We start from the raw sequence: 18,140 nt of genomic DNA on the forward strand, positions 1-18,140 counted from the left end.
AGATGAAGCCGGAGGCGAACGAGCGGATGAAGTCGCACAGCGCCGTCGAAGCGGCGATATAGCCGCCCATCACGCCGAAGGCCTTGCCAAGCGTGCCTTCGATGACCGTCAGCCGGTCCATCAGCCCTTCGCGCTCGGCAATGCCGCCGCCGCGCGGGCCGTACATGCCGACCGCATGCACTTCGTCGAGATAGGTCATCGCGCCGTATTTGTCGGCGAGATCGCAGATCTCCTTGATCGGGGCGATATCGCCATCCATCGAATAGACGCTCTCGAAGGCAATCAGCTTCGGCGCCTTCGGATCGGCGGCCTTAAGCTTGGCTTCGAGATCGGCGACGTCATTGTGCTTCCAGATCACCTTGTCGCACTTGGCGTAACGGATGCCCTCGATCATCGAGGCATGGTTCAGCGCATCGGAGAAGATGATGAGATCGGGGATCCTGGCGCCGAGCGTGCCGAGCGCTGCCCAGTTGGAGACATAGCCGGAGGTGAAGATCAGCGCTGCTTCCTTGCCGTGCAGATCGGCAAGCTCGCGCTCGAGCAGGACGTGGTAGTGGTTGGTGCCAGAAATATTCCGGGTGCCTCCCGCACCCGCGCCACAGTGGTCGATGGCGTTCTTCATCGCCTCGATCACCTTCGGGTTCTGACCCATGCCGAGATAGTCGTTGGAGCACCAGACCGTGACTTCCTTTTCGCCATCGGCCGTATGGCGCGTCGCGCGCGGGAAGTGGCCGCGGTGACGCTCGAGATCGGCAAAAACGCGGTAACGGCCCTCGGCATGAAGCCCGTCCAGCTCGTTTTTGAAAAATGCTTCGAAATCCATCATATGCTCCAGTATCGCGCGGCCGTTCTTGCCGACCGGACGTCCGCGCGTCAATGCTTACCCTCTGCTTTAACATCAACTGCGGCAAAAGGCCCAGTTTTTTGAATGATTCCAGATAAAAAAATACGCGAGCGCGGATCAATAATCGATGCTGCATAAACCCCATCGAAATTCGCGAAAACCACCCGCCGACCACAATGTCCCGCTTGCAAAAAAATCAGGACAAGAGTGGACAACCCTTTCTTCCGACATAGTTTTCGGACTAGCGTGGCAAAAAAAGACTAGGGACGGCCTATGCCCATTGGGCGACAACCCAGGAGAAAAGTGATGAAGAAAGCTGTCATACTCGCAGTGATCGGCCTGTCGATCGCAAGCTGCACGCCGACCCAACAGGGTGCCGGCATCGGCGCTGCATCCGGTGCCGTCATTGGCGGTGCGGTCACCGGTGACGTTCGTGGCGCGGCGGTCGGCGCCGCTATCGGCGGCGTGTCCGGCGCGCTCATCGGCAGCGTCGCCGAACAGCCCGGCCAGTGCTACTATCGCGACCGTTACGGCCGCCGCTACATCGACGCCTGCCCGCGCTGAGAGCGCTTGCACACCGGCCAAATCAGGAAATCCCGGACACACATCCGGGATTTTTTGTGCTAAATTAGCGCGTCGGCAATTTAAAATGGTACACCCCGCGCGATTTTGCCGCTAAGCTGTTCACGGCTGGGCAACGAAGCTTCATTGTAGGCGTAACCAAAAGCAGCGGATGCGGATAAGAGGGACAGGCCCGAAAACAGGTACTGCGTATCGGCGAACAGGCACCATGATGGTGGTTGCAGCGGCAGCTGCATTCTCACCGGTCCTGATCGGCGATGCTTACGCCTTCAAGCTTTTCGGCATCACCATCTTCGGCAAAGAGGAAGACGAAGGTGAGCAGGTGCCGGATCCTGTGCGCTATCAGGTCGATCTCAAGGCCGATACCGCCGATCCCGACCTCAGGGAAGCCTTGGAAAACAGTTCCCGCCTCGTCAGCGACCAGAAGCAGCCGGTATCCGGCGATCTCGGCATCGTCGTCAAGGCGCGCGACGACCGTGAACGGCTGATTGCCGCCTTATACGAAAAGGCCCGCTACGGCGGCGTGGTAACGATCACCATCGACGGCAAGAACATCGACGACCTGCCGCCCAACCCGACCTTCGACCGCTCCGGACCGATCCCGGTGACCGTCGATATCGCTCCCGGCCCCGTTTTCACGGTCAAGGAAGTTCAGTTCGGCGGCGACGCCGCAAGCCGCAATCCGGCCGATTACGACCTCGCGCCGGGCGCTCAAGCCGGCTCGCTCGCCATCATCAAGGCCGGTGACAAGATCGTCGAACAATTGAAGAGCGAAGGCCGGCCCTTCGCGAAATTGACGGAACGCAGGGTCGTTGCCGACCACAAGAGCGACACCGTCGACATCGTACTTGCCGCGGAAGGTGGCCCCGTCGCTCCGATCGGCGATGTCGGCGTCACCGGTGAAAAAACCGTCAGACCCGGTTTCATCCAGCGCTATTCCCGGCTGAACAAAGGCGAGGCCTACTCCCCGGAAGCGCTGAAGAAGGCCGGCGAACGCCTGCGCGCGCTCGGCGTCTTTTCGAGCGTCACCATTCATGAAGGCGACGCGCTGGCGCCGGATGGCACGCTGCCGATGACGATCCAGGTTTCGGAAGGCAAGAGGCGCTATTTCGGCGTCGGCGCGCAATATTCCACCATCGACGGCTTCGGCGTTCAAGGTTATTGGGGCCATCGCAATCTCTTCGGCGAAGCCGAAACGCTGAGGATCGAGGGATCGGTCTCGCGGATCGGGGAGACGACGGATGTCGGCAGCCTCGATTATTCCGCCGGCATCCTCTTCACCAAGCCCGGCGCCTTCTTCCCGGCCGCCACGCTGAAAGCCGGCATCGTCGCCAAGACCGAAAATCCGGATGCTTATAACGCGACGCTCGTCACCGCTTCGCTCGGCCTTTCCTATGAGCTGACCGATCAGGATACGATCTCGGCGAGCGGCGAGGTCAGCTGGGAGCGTGACGACGACGCCTTCGGCACCAACGACTATCTCACCATTACCCTGCCGATCCAGTACGATCGCGACGCGCGTGACGACAAGTTCAATCCGACGGAAGGCTATCGCGCCACGCTCTCGGCGAAGCCCGGCTACGAGATCTTCAACGCCACGCCCTATGCCGCATTCGAGGGCTCGATCTCCGGCTACCTGCCGTTCGGCGCCGAAGACCGTCTGGTGCTTGCCGGCAAGGTCGCTGCCGGTGTGCTGATCGGCGGCGGCGGGATCGAAGATATTCCTGCCACGCAACGCTTTTTTGCCGGTGGCGGCGGCTCGGTGCGCGGATACGGCTACCAGGAAATCTCGCCCTATAATGACGAGGGCGAGGCCACCGGCGGCCGCTCCTATGTGACCGCTTCGCTGGAAGCCCGCATCAAGATCACCGATACGATCGGCATCGTGCCCTTCGTCGATGTCGGTACGGTATCGGACAGCACTTTCCCCGGTTTTTCCGACATCCGCGCCGGCGCCGGCGCAGGAATACGATATGCAACGCCTTTCGGACCGCTGCGGCTTGATTTTGCCATGCCGCTGAACAAGTACGAAGATGGCACAGATTACGGAATTTACGCCGGCATAGGCCAATCCTTCTAGGATTGCCGTTTCCGCTTTGTTTTCCAATCTGTGGGCCGTCATGAAAACGGGGTAGTGTCCGCGCCGATGCAAACGCTGGCAAAAATCGTCAACTGGATCATACGGCTCACCGGCTATGCCGTGGGCGCCGCCCTGATTCTCGCCGTCGCAGCGCTTGCGATCTTCGGCTTCACCAGTTTCGGCGCCCGCATCGTTACCGAAAGGATCGCCTCCACCCTTTCCAACCGCGACATGACGATCGAAGTTCGCGAACCGGAAGGCCTCCTGACCGGCGGGCTTCGCGCCGCCGAGATCTCCCTTTCCGACACCAAGGGCGTCTTCGCCGAAATTCACGGCATCGCGATCGACTGGAATCCGCTGGCGCTGCTGACCGGAACCTTCCACGCCAAACGCTTCGAGATCGATTCGATCAACGTGCTGCGCAAGCCGGTGCGTACCCTGCCCTCGCGGCCCGCGGCTGAAAATTCCGGCGGCTTCAGCCTGCCGATCAAGGTCGACATAGACCGCGTCGCCCTGCCCGATATCAAACTTGCCGAACCCTTTGCCGGCCGCGCGTTCGCACTCGCCGCCGAAGGGAACCTGTCGGCTGACGGCAACGGCGGCGAGGGCGCCATCAACGTCAGCCGCCACGCCGTCCCCGATGCCCGGCTAACTGCCGACATCGCCTATGCCCCGGCCGAAAATCGGCTGCAGTTGAAAGCCAACCTTTCGGAACCGAAGGGAGGGCTGGTAGCGGGCTTTCTCGGCCTGCCGGGCGATCCGGCGGTCAACATCGCTCTCGACGGACAGGGGCCGATCTCCGATTGGACGGGCAAATTGCAGGCCGCGCTCGACGGACAGCAGCGCGCCGCAATCGAGGGCCGGCATGCCATCGCCGCCGACGGGCTTCACCATCTCGACCTCAAGGGCGGCGGCGATCTGAGCTCGCTTCTCCCGGCGGCGTTCCGGCCGCTTTTCGCCGGCCAGACCAATATCGATCTTGCCGCTACCTTCGACAACCACGGCAAGATCGATATCCAGACCGGCAACCTTGCCACCGGCAGCGTCGTAATTGCCGCATCCGGCACGCTCGATCCGTCCGGCAACAACAGCCTGAACGCCAATCTGCTCGGCACATCCGGCCCCGTCGATTTTCGCTGGCCGCTTGCCGAAGGCGAAGCGCGCTTCCTGATATCGGGCCTCAACCTGGCGCTGACAGGCGACGCGCAGGCGGCCCGGCTGAACGTCAGCGGCTCCCTCGATTCCGCCAGGCTTCCGCAAGCCGATATCGGCAACGTCAAGCTGACGGCCAAGAGCGACGCCTTCAATCTCGCCGCCCGTTCCGGCAGCATTCAATTGCGCCTCGTCGCCGGCGACGCGACCTTCACCGACCCGAACCTCAATCGCGCAGTTCAAGGCCCGGTGACGATCGCCGCGCCCCTGCAGATCTCGCGCGACGGCATCGGCTTCAACGGCACCACCGTCGAAAGCGCCAATATCAACGGCACCCTCAACGGTTCCTACCGGCAGGCGGACCAGGCGCTGACCGGCAACGTCAAGCTGACCGTCGAGCCGGCAGCCCTGCCGGTTGCGGTGACGGGCAAATTCGATGGGCCGATCTCGCTCGAAAGCCAGGTGGCCGGCACGATCCCGTCGAAATTCGCCTTCAGCAATATCACCCTCACCTCGACGACGCTCGAAGCCGCCGGCAATGTGGCGCTCGACGGCTCGGCGCTGAACGCCGATCTCTCCGGCCGGCTGCCCGACATCGGCAAACTGATGGCGGGCGCCAGCGGCAGCGCAGGCTATGCGTTGAGAATAGGCGGCGAGCTGCCGGCCATCTCCATGACGGCCAATCTCAAGGCCCCCAGCCTGGAGATGGCTGGCCGCGCGCTTACCAACCTCAATGTCGACCTTTCGGGCATCGCCGATCCGAAGGCGCCGCAGGGCAAGATCGCCGCCACCGGCGCGATCGACGGCCAGCCGATCGGCATCAACGGCGACATTCTCTCGGAGAACGGCAAGACCAGAATTCCGGCACTGACCGCCGATATCGGCGGCAACCGGCTGACCGGCAATCTCGAAGTGTCGCCTTCTCTGGAGCCGACCGGCGCATTGACCTTCGATTTCCCCAATATCGGCCTGCTCGCCGCGCTCGGCGGTCAGAAGGCCGAAGGCGATCTCAAGGGTTCGCTCGGCGTCAGCAGCGACAGCGGCAGGATCGCGCTCAAGCTGCTGGCGTCAGGCAACGCGATCCGCCGCGATACGATTGCGATCGTCAAGCCGGATATCGACGTCACGATCAGCGATCTCGGCGCCTTTGCGGCAAACGGTACGGTGAAGGCCGAGGAATTGAGCGCCGGAACGAACAGGCTTGCCGGCCTCTCGCTCGGCTTTACCAAGCAGCAGGACCGTACCGACTTCGACCTCGATGCCGCCTATGACGGCAATCCCGTCATGGCGGACGGCAATATCGAGACTTCAGGCGGCAATATCGGCTTGAACCTCGATCGCTTCTCGGCAAGCCCGCGCAATATCCCGATCGAGCTTGCCGCACCGACGCGGGTCACGGTCGCAGGCGGCACCGCCAATCTGAACGGGCTGACGTTGAAGACTGGAGCGGGCTCGGTGTCGGTCACCGGCTCGGCCGGCGAAACGCTGAAACTCGATGCCGATATCAGAGAGCTGCCTGCCGCCCTCGCCAATGGTTTCGTGCCGAACCTTTCGGCCGGCGGCAAGATTTCCGGCACGATTGCCGTCACGGGAACACCCGCCGCGCCCGTGGCCGACTTCAAGCTCGACTGGAAGGACGCGACGACGGGCCAGACCAAGGGGGCAGGCCTTGCGCCGCTCGGCATCACCGTCGGCGGCAAATTCGCCGACAAGAGGCTCGATTTCGATACGACGGTCGGCGGTGCTGACGGTCTTTCGCTCAAGGCGGCCGGCAATGTTGGACTTGCCGATCCGGCAGCCCCGGTCCTCGATGTCGACGCCGATATCGTCAACCTGCCGGCCCGCATCGCCAATGGCTTCGTTCCCGACCTCGCCGCCGAAGGCACGATAACCGGAAAGCTGGCCGCCTCCGGCTCGGCAATCGCTCCCACCGCCGACTTCGATCTCGATTGGAAAGGGGCTGCGACCAGCCATACCAAGGGCGCCGGCCTTGCCGATCTCGCCGTAAAGGCATCGGGACGCTTCGCCGACAACAAGCTCGATTTCGACACGGCGGTAACAGGCGCCGAAAGGCTGTCGCTGAAGGCGAACGGCAATATCGGGATCACCGGCACGACGGTCGGCGACGTCAGGGTCGATGCGGCGCTGGACAATGTCCCGGCCAGCATCGCAAACAGCTTCGTTCCCGATCTCGCCGCCGAAGGCGCGGTCTCAGGAAAACTCTCGGCCGCGGGCTCTCTTTCCGCGCCGGCCGCGAATTTCGACCTCAATTGGAAGAATGCTGCTGTCAGCCACACCAGGCGCGCCGGCCTTGCCGGCCTCGGCGTAACCGCGTCGGGAAAATTCGCCGACAACAAGCTTGATTTCAACGCGGCGGCGAGCGGCGACAAGGGCCTCTCATTGAAGGCCGTAGGCAATGTTGCTCTTGCCGGCACGACGGTCGACAACATGAAGCTCGATGCCGAGATCGCCAATATTCCGGCCAGCCTCGCAAACGCCTTCGTTCCGGATCTCGCCGCCGGCGGCATGATTTCTGGCACCGTGTCGGCCGCCGGCACCCCTGCCGCACCGAAGGCCGACTTCAAGCTCGGCTGGAAGGACGCTGCGACCAGCCACACCAGAAGCGCTCGTCTCTCCGGCCTCGCGCTGGCCGCATCCGGCCGTTTCGCCGATAACCGGCTCGATTTCGACGCCAATCTCGGCGGCGAGGGCGGTCTCTCGCTCAAGGCCGCCGGCAATGTCGCGATAGAGGGAACCTCGGTTCGCAATCTCGACGTCAAGGCCGATCTCGCCAACCTGCCCGCGGGTCTTGCCAATGGTTTCGTGCCGGGTCTCGCCGCAGAAGGCACCGTATCGGGAACGGCATCCGCTTCCGGAGCGCTGCCGAAGCCGGCGGTCGATTTCAAGCTGGACTGGAAGAATGCCGCGACCGCACAGACCAAAAGCAGCGGCCTTTCCGGCCTCGCGGCTGCGGCATCCGGCAAATTCGTCAACGACAGGGTCGATTTCGATGCCAACCTCACCGGCAGGGACGGCGTGCTGGCCAAGGCGACAGGCGGCGTGACCATCGCGGGAACGGCCATTCGCGATCTTTCGATCAATGCGGATATCCCTGCCCTGCCGGCAAATATCGCAAATGCCTTTGTCCCCGGTCTCGGCGCCGAGGGCACGATTTCGGCAAATGCGACCACATCAGGAACCCCGGCCGACCCGATCGTCGATTTCAAGCTCGACTGGAAGGATGCCGCGACCAGCCATACCAAGGCTGCCGGCCTTTCCCGCCTTGCCCTGGCGGCGACGGGAAAATACGCCGGCGACAGGCTGGATTTCGATGCCAATCTCAGCGGCAGCGGTGGCATTGCCGTGAAGGCAGCCGGCAACCTCGCCATCGCAGGCACCTCCATCCGCTCGGTCGATGTCACGGCCAATGCCGAGAATGTTCCGGCCGGCATCGCCAATGGCTTCGTTCCCGGTCTTGCCGCCGAAGGCACGGTCTCGGCAACCGCAAAGGCGGCCGGGGCGCTATCGGCGCCCTCCGTCGACTTCAAGGTCGATTGGAAGAACGCCGCGACGAGCCAGACGAAAGGCGCCGGCCTCTCGCCCTTCACCATCGGCGCATCGGGCAAGCTTGCCGACAACAAGCTGACGGTCGACACCAGCCTCGCCGGTGACGCCGGCATGTCGCTGAAGGGCGGCGGCAGCGTGGTGATATCGGGCAATCGCACCCTCGACATGCGCTTCAACGGCAATCTTCCCTTCGCCGTACTCGGCACGCCGCTGGCCGAGCAGGGCTTCGTCGCCGACGGCGTCGCCACCGTCGATCTCCGGATCGGCGGAACGGCCGCGGCACCCGTCATCAACGGCACGGTCGCGACATCAGGCGCAAAGCTCGTCGACGTCCGGCGCAATCTTGCCGTCAACAATCTCGCCGCGACCGTGACCTTCAACGGCAACCAGGCCGTCATCTCGCGTCTCAGCGGCAATCTCGGCGGCGGCGGCACGATTTCGGCAAGCGGCACCATCGGCATCCAGCCGGCCGGCGGCTTCCCCGCCGATATTTCGATCAAGCTCGACAAGGCGGTCTATGTCGATGGAACGCTCGTCGTCTCGACCGTCAGCGGAAACGTCGGGCTGCGCGGACCGATCATGAGCGCGACGCTGAACGGCAAGCTTCAGCTGGAAAAGACATCGATCACCATTCCGGAAAAGTTGCCGACCTCACTGCGGGAAATCGACATCCGGCACAAGAATGCGCCGCGTGCTGTGCTTGCGCAGCTGCGCGACGAAGGCGAGCGGAAGCCGGGGGAGAAATCCTCGGTTCTCACCCTCGATCTCCAGATCGACGCGCCCTCGCATATCTTCGTGCGCGGCCGCGGCATCGATGCCGAAGTCGGCGGCAGCGTCACGATCCGCGGAACGGCGGCAGCACCGATCGTGACCGGCGGCTTCACCATGCGCCGCGGCCGGCTGACCATTCTCAACCGCCGCCTTGATTTTTCCGACAAGAGCAGGATCACCTTTGCCGGCGACCTGACGCCGGCGCTCGACATGGAAGCGACCTCAACCTCCGGCACGACGACGCTGACCGTCGATGTCGCCGGCCTTGCCACCGATCCCTCGATCACCTTCTCCTCTTCGCCGCAGCTGCCGCAGGACGAGGTGCTGGCGCAGCTGATCTTCGGCCAGTCGATGTCGAAACTCTCGCCGGTGCAGATCGCGCAGCTCGCCGACGCCGTCAGCCAGCTGGCCGGCAATCGCTCCACCTCGCTGTTCGAAGGCCTGCGCAACCAGCTCGGGGTCGACGACCTCGACATCAGCACCGACGAGAAGGGCCAGACGAGCGTCAGCGTCGGCCGCTATCTCAACGATCGCACCTATTTCGAGCTGCAGCAGGGCGGCGCGGCCGGCGCCAAGGCCATCATCAACCTCGATGTCGGCCGCGGTGTCAAACTGCGCGGCGCAGCCGGCGGCAACGGCGACGGCGAAGCCGGTATCGTCTATGAACGGGAATACTGAGCCGGCTGGGACTTCTTAGAAACCGGTCTTGCTCGTCTTCAGAAGAATATTGGTCTCGGTCGAGTTGATGCCGTTGATCAGCCGGATGCGGCGCAGCGTCTCGTCGAAGGAAGCAAGGTCGCGATCCTCGAGTTCGGCGACAAAATCCCATTTGCCGTTGGTGCTGTGAAGGGCGCGAACCTGCGGCAGGCCCCTGAGCTGATCGGCGACCCTGTCAGCGAGCTTGCCGAGCACCTCGATCATGACGATGGCGCGCACGCCGGCGGACCGCGTCTCGTGGCTGGTGCGAATGGTGAAACCGACAATGGTGCCGCTGGCCACCAGCCGGTCGATGCGGGCGGCCACCGTCGCCCGCGATGCGCCCGTCATCGCCGCAAGCGATGAAACGGAAATCCGGGCATTGTGGCGAAGGGCGCTCAGAAGCTCGGTATCGAGATCGTCCACGCTGATCACTTTGTCAAAATAGCTTTATCAATCTGCGCAATCATAATCCATTTCTGGCACTTTTCCATCTTTTTGCCGTCAACCCTTTATCCCACTATCGGCCGAAACAGGCCTCAACCCGGAGCCCTCGCATGAATGTCCAATCGCGATCTGTCACCCTCATCGGCGCACCATTGGAAGAAGGCTCCGGCCGCAGGGGCGCCGCCATGGGCCCCGCGGCGCTGCGCATTGCCGGTGTCGACCAGACGCTGATCGATCTCGGCCACGATGTCGCGGACAATGGCGATCTCAGCATCGTGCCGGCGATGGACCTGCCGAATCATCCCAAGGCCCATAATCTGAGGATCGTCGGCGCCTTCACCCGTGCGCTCGAAAGCAGCGTCCATGACGTCGCCGCTTCCGGCCGTTTCCCGCTCATTCTCGGCGGCGACCACAGCCTTTCCATGGGCAGCGTCTCCGGCATGGCCCGCTATGCCGCCAGCAAAGGCCGCCCGCTCTTCGTGCTCTGGCTCGATGCCCACGCCGATTTCAATTCTCCCGCCACCTCGCCCTCCGGCAATATTCACGGCATGCCCGTCGCCTTCTTCTGCGGCGAGGCAGAGTTCGCCGAAATCCTGCCGAAGGACCGCCCCTTCGTCGATCCCAAGCATGTCTTCCAGGTTGGTATCCGTTCGGTCGATGCGCGCGAGCGCGAGGAGATCCATGAACACGGCGTCAACGTCTTCGATATGCGGGCGATCGACGAGCAGGGCATCGGGGCCATCATGCGGGACATTCTCGACGTCGTCGCCAAGGCGAACGGCCTGCTGCATGTCAGCCTCGATCTCGATTTCCTCGATCCCGACATTGCCCCCGGCGTCGGCACGACGGTGCCCGGCGGCGCCACCTTCCGCGAGGCCCATCTCGTCATGGAAATGCTTTCGGACAGTGGCCTCGTTTCGTCACTGGATCTTGTCGAACTCAATCCGTTTCTCGACGATCGCGGCAAGAGCGCCCGCATCCTCGTGGAGTTGACGGCGAGCCTCTTCGGCCGCCGTATCTTCGACCGCCCGACACGCGCAGCATAGAGGGGAGAAAGCCATGAACACGTCGGAAAAACTGATCGCCACGGAACAGCGGCTCGGCGCCAACAATTACAAACCGCTCGATGTCGTGCTGACGCGCGGCGAAGGCGTTCATGTCTGGGATACCGACGGCAATCGCTATCTCGATTGCCTCTCGGCCTATTCCGCCGTCAACCAGGGCCACTGTCACCCGAAGATCCTGGCCGCCATGGTCGAGCAGGCGGGGAGATTGACGCTGACCTCCCGCGCCTTCCGCAACGACCAGCTCGCCTACCTCTATGAAGAGCTTGCGGCGCTCACCGGCTCGCACAAGATCCTGCCGATGAACTCCGGCGCCGAGGCCGTGGAGACCGCCATTAAGGCGGTGCGAAAATGGGGGTACGAGGTCAAGGGCGTGCCCGAGGGCAAGGCGGAGATCATCGTCTGCGCCGATAATTTCCACGGCCGGACGCTCAGCATCATCAGTTTCTCCACGGATCCCGACGCCCGCACCGGCTTCGGCCCCTACACGCCGGGCTTCCGCACCATTCCCTTCGGCGATGCTGGAGCATTCGAGGCCGCGATCAACAGCAATACGGTTGCCGCCCTGATCGAGCCGATCCAAGGCGAAGCCGGCATCATCATCCCACCGGCCGGTTATTTCACCCGCATCCGCGAGCTCTGCACAGCAAACAACGTCACTCTGATCCTGGACGAGATCCAGACCGGCCTTGGCCGCACCGGCAAGCTGCTGGCCGAGGAGCACGAAGGCATCGAGGCCGATGTGACGCTGATCGGCAAGGCGCTGTCCGGCGGCTTCTACCCGGTATCGGCCGTGCTTTCGAATTCCGAGGTGCTGGGCGTGCTGAAACCCGGCCAGCACGGCTCGACCTTCGGCGGCAATCCGCTCGCCTGTGCGGTGGCGCGCACGGCGCTCAAGGTCCTCGTCGAGGAGGGCATGATCGAGAACGCCGCTGCTATGGGCGACTATTTCCTCGAAGGCCTCCGCTCGATCCGCTCGAACATCGTCAGGGACGTGCGCGGCCGCGGCCTGATGATGGCGATCGAGCTGGAACCCGAAGCCGGCGGCGCGCGGCAATATTGCCATGCGCTGAAGGAGCGCGGCCTTCTCGCCAAGGATACCCATGACCATACGATTCGCCTCGCCCCGCCATTGATCATCACGCGCGAACAGGTCGATTGGGCGGTCTCGCAGATCGAAAAGACGATCAGCTGAAGCAAATCCAGGCCGAAAACCTTCATAAACGCGTCTGCCGATTTAGATTTGGGCAACACTCTTTCGCTAATGTCGTCGTAACCGTAACGATGCTTCGCTAAGCGCTAAGCCATCGCGTGGTGTGAAGGCAAGGCTTGTCAGCGCCAATGGTGGCGCGCCCGCTTCTGCTTTGGCTTACGACAGTTGGGAAGAATTCTAATGGCCACGATCAATTCCACTAGCTTCAGCGGCGACACGCTCGAAATCATCGCCTTCCGCCTGCACGACCAGGAATTCTGCGTCAAGACCACGACCATCCGCGAAATCCGCGGCTGGGCGCCGTCGACGCCGATCCCGCATTCGCCTGCCGACGTCATCGGTGTGATGAACCTGCGCGGCTCGGTCATCCCGATCATCGATCTCGCCTATAAGCTGGGCATGAAGAGCACGGTCGCCAACGAGCGCAGCGCCATCGTCGTCGCCGAGGTTCACAGCATGGTCATCGGCATGCTGGTCGACCGCGTCTCGGACATTCTCACCATCTCCTCCAGCCAGGTCCAGCCAGTGCCCGAGGTGACCGCCTCCTTCGACCGCGCCTATTGCGAGGGCATCATCGCTTCGGAGAATGGCATGATCTGCTTCCTGAACCTCGCCAAGATGTTCAAGGAAAACGAGACGGACGAACTGGCCGCCTGATCCTCCAAAACAATTCAGCAATTAAAAACCGCCTTTCCGGGCGGTTTTTTATTACCGGCCAGAGCGCAATCTATGCTTGCCGTCATTGCGCGATGCTTCAAAATTAGAGATTGCTTTTATACCTAATATTAACCACGCTCCACCACTATGGGTTACGAAGCCAACGGATGACATGTCTCCGGTCCACGGAATGCCCCGCTTCGCTTCTACCAGGCCGAAACAGCAACAGCTGTGGACTTCAGAGAGACGGATATGTTTGGGCTATCCTCCGATTCGAAATGCATTCTCGATGCCATCTCCAAATCGCAGGCGATCATCGAATTCGATCTCAAGGGTAATATTCTGGCGGCGAACGAGAATTTCTGTCGTGCGCTCGGCTATGGCCTGAGCGAAATCGTCGGCAAGCATCACAGCATGTTCTGTGAACCGGCATACACGGCGACTGCGGACTACCGCGAATTTTGGGCGCGGCTCGGACGCGGCGAATATGACACCGGCGCCTACAAGCGTCTTGCCAAGGGCAACAGGGAAATATGGATCCAAGCGTCCTACAATCCGGTTTTCAAGGGCGGCAGACCGTTCAAGGTCGTAAAGTTTGCAGCCGATATCACCGTGGCGAAACGGAAGGCCGTCGATGATGCCGGCAAGCTGGAGGCGATGTCGCGCTCGCAGGCGGTGATCGAATTTACCCCCACCGGCGAAATCCTGACCGCCAACGAGAATTTCTGCAATGCGCTGGGATATTCGCTCGCCGAGGTCACAGGCAAGCACCACAGCATGTTCTGCGATCCCGCCTATGCCAGGACCGAAGACTATGCCAATTTCTGGAAACGGCTGGCGCGGGGCGAATTCATCGCCAATGAATTCGTCCGGTTCGGAAAGGGCGGCCGGCAGATCTGGATACAGGCAGCCTATAACCCGATCCTCGATGCCGACGGCAAGGTCTACAAGGTCGTAAAATTCGCCACCGACGTCACCGAACGCATGAGTGCCATTGCCCTGCTCGGCACCGCGCTGCGCGACCTCTCCGAAGGCAACCTGACGCGGACGGTGGATACGGCTTTCGTTCCGTCGATGGAACAGCTGCGCCGCGATTTCAATACCGCCATCGGCGACCTTGCCGAAACCATGAAGACGATCGGCGAGAACGCCAGCGCGATCGCCGCCGGCTCGCGCGAAATCGGCGCATCGGCCGATACCTTCTCCAAGCGGACGGAACAGCAGGCCGCATCGATCGAGGAGACGGCCGCCGCACTGGAGGAGATCACCACCACCGTCAATGATTCCAGCCGCCGCGCCGACGAGGCCGGCCGGCTGGTCGCCAAGACCAAGCAAGGCGCCGAGCAATCCGGCGTGGTGGTCCGCAATGCCGTTGCGGCCATGGGCCAGATCGAGCAGTCCTCGCGCGAGATCAACAACATCATCGGCGTGATCGACGATATCGCCTTCCAGACCAATCTTCTGGCGTTGAATGCGGGCGTCGAGGCGGCACGCGCCGGCGAGGCCGGCAAGGGCTTCGCGGTCGTGGCCCAGGAGGTCCGGGAACTCGCCCAACGCTCCGCCAAGGCCGCCAAGGAAATCAAGGCGCTGATCAACACGTCGAGCGAACTCGTCAGAAACGGCGTCGGCCTCGTCGGCGAGACCGGTCAGGCGCTCGAAGAGATCGTCGCGCAGGTCGGCGATATCGACGGCAATGTCGAAGCGATCGTCAGGGCGTCGAAGGAACAAGCCGTCGGTCTCAAGGAAATAAATCAGGCGGTCAACACCATGGACCAGGCAACGCAGCAGAATGCCGCGATGGTCGAGGAGAGCACAGCTGCCAGCCACAGCCTTGCGAGGGAGGCCGAAACACTGCGTGTCCTCTTGTCGAAGTTCCGCCTCCCGGGCCAGACCCAGCCTGTCAGCAGGCCCGAAACGCGACAGATGGGATCGCCGGCGCTGCATCTCGTCGCACGCGTCGCCAAGGCCCACGGCGCCGCCGCGTCAACGGCCCAAAGTTGGGAAGAATTCTGATTAACGCATGTCGCGCAAAAGTGTGCAGCGGTTTTGCGGCAACGACATGCGTAAAACAAAAACCTAAAGCGCAAGGAGCGATCTGAACGATCGCGACGTACTTTAGAGCGCGCCGCCGTACCTAGGCAGCGCGCTTTTGATCGCTTAGCCGAAGAGGGCGAAAGTCGCCTTCAGCGTTACCCAAACGCCCCAGAGCAGCGGAATGCCGACCACGGCCCAGGCGAGCATGGCCTTGCCGTCCAGCCCGCCGGTGCCGATGCCGAAGGAGCCGGTCGGCCCGGCATTGACGGCCGCCGACTTCGCCTGCAGCGCCGCAACCTCGTCATCCCTCATGAACCACTTGTCCGGAAGCGGCCTGACGAGCGCATTGGCGACGAGGCCGAGCGCCAGCATGCCGGCGAGGATATACATGGTTCCGGTATAGAGGGCCGGACCGGGCGCAACGCCGGCCGCGATCTGCGCTTCGCGGATATAGTTCACCACGACAGGGCCGACGATGCCGGCCGTTGCCCAGGCCGTCAGCAGCCGGCCATGGATGGCGCCGACGAACTGAGTGCCGAAGATATCCGCGAGATAGGCCGGGATGGTCGCAAAACCGCCGCCATACATCGACAGGATGATGCCGAAGGAAAGAACGAACAGCGCCTTGTTGCCCATGCCGGCGAAGGTCGGCGCCAGCGCATAGAGCGCGATGCCGATGATGAAGAAGCTGTAGTAGGTATTCTTGCGGCCGATCTTGTCGGAAAGCGACGCCCAGAAGAACCGTCCGCCGATATTGAAGAGCGACAGCAGGCCGGCAAAACCGGCGGCGATCGTCGCGATCGACGCCTTCTGTCCGGCATCGAGCTGGGCAAAGCCGACATCAGGCAAGCCGATCAGCGAGCCGGCAAAGATCTCCTGCAGCATCGGCGAGGCCATGCCGATGACGCCGATCCCAGCCGAAACGTTGAGGCAAAGCACGGCCCAGATCAGCCAGAACTGCTTGGTCTTGTGGGCATCGCGCAGGTGCACATGCCGGGTGGTGATCATCGTGCTCTTGGCGACAGGCGGGGTCCAGCCATCGGGGCGCCAGCCAGCCGGCGGAATGCGATAACCGAAGGCGCCGCCCATCATGAAGACGAAATAGATCGCCGCCATGACGATGAAGGTCTGCCAGACGCCGACCGACGTATCGGTCTTGAAAGCATTCATCAGCAGGTTGGCAAGCGGCGCGCCGATCATCGCGCCGCCGCCGAAGCCCATGATCGCCATGCCGGTCGCCATGCCGCGACGGTCCGGGAACCACTTGATCAGCGTCGACACCGGCGAGATGTAACCGAGCCCGAGACCGATGCCGCCGATGACCCCGGCGCCGAGCCACATCAGCCAAAGCTGATGGGTCATGACGCCGATAGCAGCAAGCACGATGCCGCCGCACCAGCAGCAGGCGGAAACGACACCCGCTTTGCGCGGCCCGGCCCGCTCCAGCCAGCCGCCCCAGATTGCGGCAGAAGACCCGAGCAGAACGAAGAACAGCGTATAGATCCAGCCGAGATCGGCAACGCGCCAGTCGCAGGTCGTGGTGAAGAGCGCCGAGGCGAGCGTCAGGTCGGGGCAGGCCGTCGGGGCCGTAATGCCGAGCGACTTGGAAAGCGGCAGCCAGAACACGCTGAAACCATAGGCCATGCCGATGCAGAGATGGATGGCAAGCGCTGCCGGCGGCACCAGCCACCTGTTGAAACCGGGCCTTGCGACAATTCTTTCGCGATCGAGCAGGCCTGAGCCCGCCACCGCTCCGTCGGTACGTGTTTCCGCTGCAGTCATGAACAACTCCTCCTTGTTTCAGACCTTGCTGTGATTGGAGCGCTGCCGTTTTTTCAGGAGCGCAAAGGACGCTGTAACACTTTGAATTTCTGCCTAGTTTACATTTAAATCGATTTAAATTTCAGTTATGCGATAGCGCATGCAGGAAGTGTGCTTCTGCCTCCCTCTGCACACGCCACTTTGGATTACCGGATCTGCTGTGCTTCCGCCTCCGGTTTGCGGATCATCGGAGCGGCCTGCAGCACGAGGGCATCCAGGCCGTTTTCCTCCTTTTCGAGAATTTCGAACAATTGCCGCCGCATGCGCGGCTCCCAGAATTTGTTGATATGGGTAGCCACCCCCTGCACGGCTTCGTCTGCCGGCTGGCTCTTGAAGAAGGTTGCGATCTGGTTCGCCATGTAGACGAGCTTGGTCTTGGTATCATGCGACATCGGCGATGCTTCCGGGCGAGATGCGGTGCGGGTGTGTGAAAATCTCGAAATCCTCGCCGCGCACCAGCGCGACGAGCGTCATGCCGGCCTCTTCGGCCGTACGGATGGCAAGGGCGGTCGGCGCTGAAATGGCGATGAGCACGGGACTGCCGAGGATTGCCGCCTTCTGGACCATCTCGACCGAAAGCCGGCTGGTCACGGCGACGGCACCGCCCCCGCCGCTTTCGCCGGCGCGGATGACCGCCCCGCAGAGCTTGTCCAGCGCATTGTGCCGTCCGACATCTTCGCGCACCGCAAGCAATCCCCTGGCCGGAAGATAGAAGCCGGCGCCGTGCACCGCGCGCGTCTCCCGATGCAGCGGCTGCGCCTCGTTCAGAAGCGAAACGGCGCGCACGATATCGGCATGGGACAGCGACAGCGGCGATGCCGAGACATCAGGCACCTGCCGCACCGCCTGCTCGATCGATTCGATGCCGCAGAGCCCGCAGCCGACCGGTCCCGCCATGCTGCGCCGCCGCGCCTGCAGCCGATCGGCGACGTCATCGACAAGGCTCACCTGCACGTCGATGCCCTGCTCACCTTCGACGATCTCGATGGCCGATATCTCTGCCCGCTCGGTGATGATCTCTTCGGTCAGGCTGAAGCCGACGGCAAAATCCTCGAGATCATCAGGCGTCGCCATCATCACAGCATGCGTGCTGCCGCCATAGGAAAAGGCGACCGGCACTTCTTCCGGCACGATGCGCGAGCCGGTGTGCATGATCCCGTTGCGGCGGGCAGTTTCGGGAACGCGGGCGGTGGTCGGAAAGCTCATGGCATA

Annotated in this window: 13 protein-coding genes; 7 read left to right on the top strand and 6 right to left on the bottom strand. The window is 62.7% G+C overall.

Annotation, left to right across the window (positions count from 1 at the left end):
- Both hemA and CO670_RS32715 read right to left on the bottom strand, forming a co-directional pair.
- Positions 1–823, bottom strand: an 823-nt coding sequence (gene hemA, locus CO670_RS27120) for a 5-aminolevulinate synthase (RefSeq protein ID WP_097593095.1), incomplete at its 3' end; no start/stop codon positions are given.
- A gap of 50 nt (positions 824–873) precedes the next feature.
- Positions 874–1,059, bottom strand: a complete 186-nt coding sequence (locus CO670_RS32715) for a hypothetical protein (protein ID WP_141502409.1) — start codon at positions 1,057–1,059, stop codon at positions 874–876.
- A 91-nt stretch (positions 1,060–1,150) separates the two neighbouring features.
- On the opposite strand from CO670_RS32715, the gene CO670_RS27125 reads away from it, so the two are divergent.
- The 3 genes from CO670_RS27125 (at position 1,151) to CO670_RS27135 (ending at position 9,674) form a co-directional block, all read left to right on the top strand.
- Positions 1,151–1,408 carry a YMGG-like glycine zipper-containing protein gene (locus tag CO670_RS27125; protein WP_097593064.1) on the top strand — a complete coding sequence of 86 codons (258 nt, stop codon included), beginning with the start codon at positions 1,151–1,153 and terminating at the stop codon, positions 1,406–1,408.
- 169 nt (positions 1,409–1,577) lie between these two features.
- Positions 1,578–3,506, top strand: a complete 1,929-nt coding sequence (locus tag CO670_RS27130; protein ID WP_176539033.1) for an autotransporter assembly complex family protein — start codon at positions 1,578–1,580, stop codon at positions 3,504–3,506.
- A 66-nt stretch (positions 3,507–3,572) separates the two neighbouring features.
- Positions 3,573–9,674, top strand: coding sequence for a translocation/assembly module TamB domain-containing protein (locus CO670_RS27135; RefSeq protein WP_097593065.1), 6,102 nt, complete (start codon positions 3,573–3,575; stop codon positions 9,672–9,674).
- A gap of 15 nt (positions 9,675–9,689) precedes the next feature.
- On the opposite strand, the gene CO670_RS27140 is transcribed toward CO670_RS27135, so the two are convergent.
- Positions 9,690–10,127, bottom strand: coding sequence for an Lrp/AsnC family transcriptional regulator (locus CO670_RS27140; protein WP_170960055.1), 438 nt, complete (start codon positions 10,125–10,127; stop codon positions 9,690–9,692).
- A 122-nt stretch (positions 10,128–10,249) separates the two neighbouring features.
- On the opposite strand from CO670_RS27140, the gene rocF reads away from it, so the two are divergent.
- From rocF to CO670_RS27160, 4 genes are all read left to right on the top strand, one after another.
- Entirely contained in the window at positions 10,250–11,185 is a 936-nt protein-coding gene (gene rocF / locus CO670_RS27145) for an arginase (RefSeq protein ID WP_097593066.1), read from the top strand.
- 13 nt (positions 11,186–11,198) lie between these two features.
- Positions 11,199–12,398 carry an ornithine--oxo-acid transaminase gene (rocD, locus tag CO670_RS27150; RefSeq protein WP_097593067.1) on the top strand — a complete coding sequence of 400 codons (1,200 nt, stop codon included), beginning with the start codon at positions 11,199–11,201 and terminating at the stop codon, positions 12,396–12,398.
- A gap of 198 nt (positions 12,399–12,596) precedes the next feature.
- On the top strand, positions 12,597–13,073 hold the full coding sequence (locus tag CO670_RS27155) for a chemotaxis protein CheW (protein WP_088677608.1): 477 nt from the start codon (positions 12,597–12,599) through the stop codon (positions 13,071–13,073).
- 252 nt (positions 13,074–13,325) lie between these two features.
- Positions 13,326–15,086, top strand: coding sequence for a PAS domain-containing methyl-accepting chemotaxis protein (locus tag CO670_RS27160; RefSeq protein WP_097593068.1), 1,761 nt, complete (start codon positions 13,326–13,328; stop codon positions 15,084–15,086).
- Between the two features lie 144 nt (positions 15,087–15,230).
- Here CO670_RS27160 and CO670_RS27165 read toward each other — a convergent pair whose 3' ends face one another.
- The 3 genes from CO670_RS27165 to fdhD all read right to left on the bottom strand — a co-directional run bounded on the left by CO670_RS27165 (position 15,231) and on the right by fdhD (position 18,134).
- Positions 15,231–16,889 (bottom strand): OFA family MFS transporter, encoded by a 1,659-nt coding sequence (locus CO670_RS27165; RefSeq protein ID WP_097593069.1) that lies wholly within the window; start codon positions 16,887–16,889, stop codon positions 15,231–15,233.
- Between the two features lie 185 nt (positions 16,890–17,074).
- Positions 17,075–17,320 (bottom strand): formate dehydrogenase subunit delta, encoded by a 246-nt coding sequence (locus tag CO670_RS27170; protein WP_088677606.1) that lies wholly within the window; start codon positions 17,318–17,320, stop codon positions 17,075–17,077.
- A complete protein-coding gene (gene fdhD / locus CO670_RS27175) occupies positions 17,310–18,134 on the bottom strand; it encodes a formate dehydrogenase accessory sulfurtransferase FdhD (RefSeq protein WP_097593070.1) in 825 nt (274 codons plus the stop codon). The genes CO670_RS27170 and fdhD overlap by 11 nt, the downstream gene beginning before the upstream one ends.
- Between the last annotated feature and the right edge of the window lie 6 nt (positions 18,135–18,140).

This window comes from Rhizobium sp. J15 (assembly GCF_002531825.1).
Taxonomy (GTDB): domain Bacteria; phylum Pseudomonadota; class Alphaproteobacteria; order Rhizobiales; family Rhizobiaceae; genus Rhizobium.

Coding starts and splice junctions, on each gene's coding strand:
- fdhD (WP_097593070.1), bottom strand. CDS start 18,134: ATGAGCTTTCCGACCACCGCCCGCGTTCCCGAAACTGCCCGCCGCAAC.
- CO670_RS27165 (WP_097593069.1), bottom strand. CDS start 16,889: ATGACTGCAGCGGAAACACGTACCGACGGAGCGGTGGCGGGCTCAGGC.
- CO670_RS27160 (WP_097593068.1), top strand. CDS start 13,326: ATGTTTGGGCTATCCTCCGATTCGAAATGCATTCTCGATGCCATCTCC.
- rocF (WP_097593066.1), top strand. CDS start 10,250: ATGAATGTCCAATCGCGATCTGTCACCCTCATCGGCGCACCATTGGAA.
- CO670_RS27135 (WP_097593065.1), top strand. CDS start 3,573: ATGCAAACGCTGGCAAAAATCGTCAACTGGATCATACGGCTCACCGGC.
- CO670_RS27125 (WP_097593064.1), top strand. CDS start 1,151: ATGAAGAAAGCTGTCATACTCGCAGTGATCGGCCTGTCGATCGCAAGC.
- rocD (WP_097593067.1), top strand. CDS start 11,199: ATGAACACGTCGGAAAAACTGATCGCCACGGAACAGCGGCTCGGCGCC.
- CO670_RS27130 (WP_176539033.1), top strand. CDS start 1,578: ATGCGGATAAGAGGGACAGGCCCGAAAACAGGTACTGCGTATCGGCGA.
- CO670_RS27155 (WP_088677608.1), top strand. CDS start 12,597: ATGGCCACGATCAATTCCACTAGCTTCAGCGGCGACACGCTCGAAATC.
- CO670_RS27170 (WP_088677606.1), bottom strand. CDS start 17,320: ATGTCGCATGATACCAAGACCAAGCTCGTCTACATGGCGAACCAGATC.